The following is a 2,081-nucleotide window of genomic DNA, read 5'->3' as shown; positions in this document are numbered from 1 at the left end:
CGTTCGCGCAGGCCAGGGTGAACGGGTGGTCGGGGCCGACGCTGCGCCGCAGCCCGCCCAGCGCCTCGCTGTCGATGGTCCGTGCCTCGGCGAAGCGCCCGCTCGCGCGCACCACCCCGGCCAGGTTCGCCGCCGCGGCCAGCGTGAACGGGTGCTCGTCGCCCAGCACGGCGTGGAACCGGGCCACCGCGCGCTCGAGCAGCCGGTGCGCCGCGTCCAGGTCGCCCTCCGCCCGGGCGCAGTTGGCCAGTGACACCGTGCCGCCGAGCGTCTCCGGGTTGAGGTCGCCGAACTTCTGCCGCAGCCGGGCCACGTTCGCCTCGGCCAGTTTGCGGGCGTGTGCCTGCCCGCGCCGGCGCGCCGCGACCGCCACGAACCGGCGCAGCAGCAACATCATCGGGTGGTCGGCGTCCAGCGTGTACGGCCCGGCGAGCACCTCCGAGGCCGCGGTGTAGTCGCCCAGCCCGATCAGATCGAAGCCGAGCGCGCCCCGCGACGACACGATCTCGGGATGGTTCTCGACCAGCACCACCTGCCGATGCCGCAGGGTCTGCTCGTCCAGCGCCCGTGCCCCGCGGAAGTCGCCGAGCAGACGCAGGTCGGCGGCCAGGTTGTTGGCGCAGCGCAGGGCGGTCGGGTAGCTCTCGCCGTAGAGCCGGCGGTAGCGCACCAGGTTGTCCGCGTCGAGCTGCCGGGCCTGCTCGAAGTGGCCCTGCATGCGCAGGTCGGCGCCGACGCTGTTGGCCGTGGCCAGGGTGCTCTCGTCGTCGCCGCCGAGCACCTCGCGCTGGCGGCGCAGGGTGCGCGCGTTGAGCAGGCGGGCGTCGCCGATCCGGCCCACCGCGCGCAGGGCGTTGGCCAGATGGAAGGACATCAGCAGCATCTGGTCGTCCGGCTCCGTAGTCTCGCCATCCGCAGCCCCACCACCACCGCCCCAGCGCGCCACGGCCTGCGCCGCCAGATCGCGGCTGGAGTCGTAGTCGCCGCTGGAGTAGAGGAAGCGAACGCAGTGGACGGCGAGCTGGCGGGTCTCCTCGGCGTCGCCGCCGAGCACGTCGGAGTGGACCAGGTGGGGGACGATCTCGGCGTACCGGGCCCAGGTGGTGGGTGCGTCGGGCTCGCCGGGGTCGGCGGCGGCCAGCATGCCCCGGACGGCGCGCAGCTGGGCGGCGTGCCGCTCGGAGCTGAGCTCCTGGCCGATCATGCCGCGGATCAGCGGGTGCACGATCAGCCGCTCGCCGGACGGGTCGAGGCCGGCCAGACCGTACCGTCCGATCAGGCGCATCGCGGCGCGCAGGCGACGCTCGAGGCGCAACGTCCCGGCCAACTCGGGTGGCAGATCCAGCCCACGCGCCGCCCACAGCAGCTGCCAGGAAACCGGCGCACTGCCCAGGAAGGCGCACAGCTCGAGCAACTCGGCGGCGGCCGGCGACGCCGACCTCAAGGCGTCCGAGGCCAGGCCCCAGGCGGTGCGGACCGGCGTGGGAAAGGAGAGCGTCGCCGACCGTTCCCGGTGGCGCCGCAGATAGTCCTCGGTGGACCACCCCGTCGCGGACCGGACGGCGGCGGCCAGCGCGAGCGCCATCGGCACGTCCTCGAGCCGCTCGGCGAGCTCGTCGGCGCCGTCCGGCGACGGCAGCCGCCGGTTCAGGAAGTCGACGCTGTCCGCCCGATCGAAGACCGGAACCGGCGCGACCTGGGCGATCTCCGAGGTCCAGCGCGGGTTCCGGGAGGTGACCAGCACGTGGCCGGCGCCGCTGGGCAGGTACGGCTTGATGTCCTCGGGGCGGTTCGCGTTCTCGAAGACGACCAGCCAGTTGCGGTACGGCTCCCCGCGGCTCAGCGCGTCGCGGACCGCACCCAGCGTCCGGTTGACGTCCCGGGCCTCCGGCAGACCGAGGCGCTGCGCGAGCCCGACCAGCGCGGCCCGCATCCCGGCGGTCTGCTCGGCGGGAATCCACCACACCAGTTCGTACGTGTCGGCGTAGCGATAGGCATACTCGACCGCGAGTTGGGTACGTCCTGTGCCGCCGAGTTGGTGATCAGACGGCGGCAGCAGCACGACCGGGCCATTGCCGAGC

1 protein-coding gene is annotated in these 2,081 nt (G+C 73.9%); it reads right to left on the bottom strand.

Features of this window, described 5'->3' with window-relative positions:
* On the bottom strand, positions 1–2,081 hold a 2,081-nt coding region (gene fxsT, locus AB0M20_RS40080), incomplete at both ends, for an FxSxx-COOH system tetratricopeptide repeat protein (RefSeq protein ID WP_364306374.1).

The organism is Actinoplanes sp. NPDC051633 (assembly GCF_040681735.1).
Classification (GTDB): Bacteria; Actinomycetota; Actinomycetes; order Mycobacteriales; family Micromonosporaceae; genus Actinoplanes.
The sequence above is the reverse complement of the archived record's forward strand: the minus strand, read 5'-3'. Positions and strand labels throughout refer to the sequence as shown.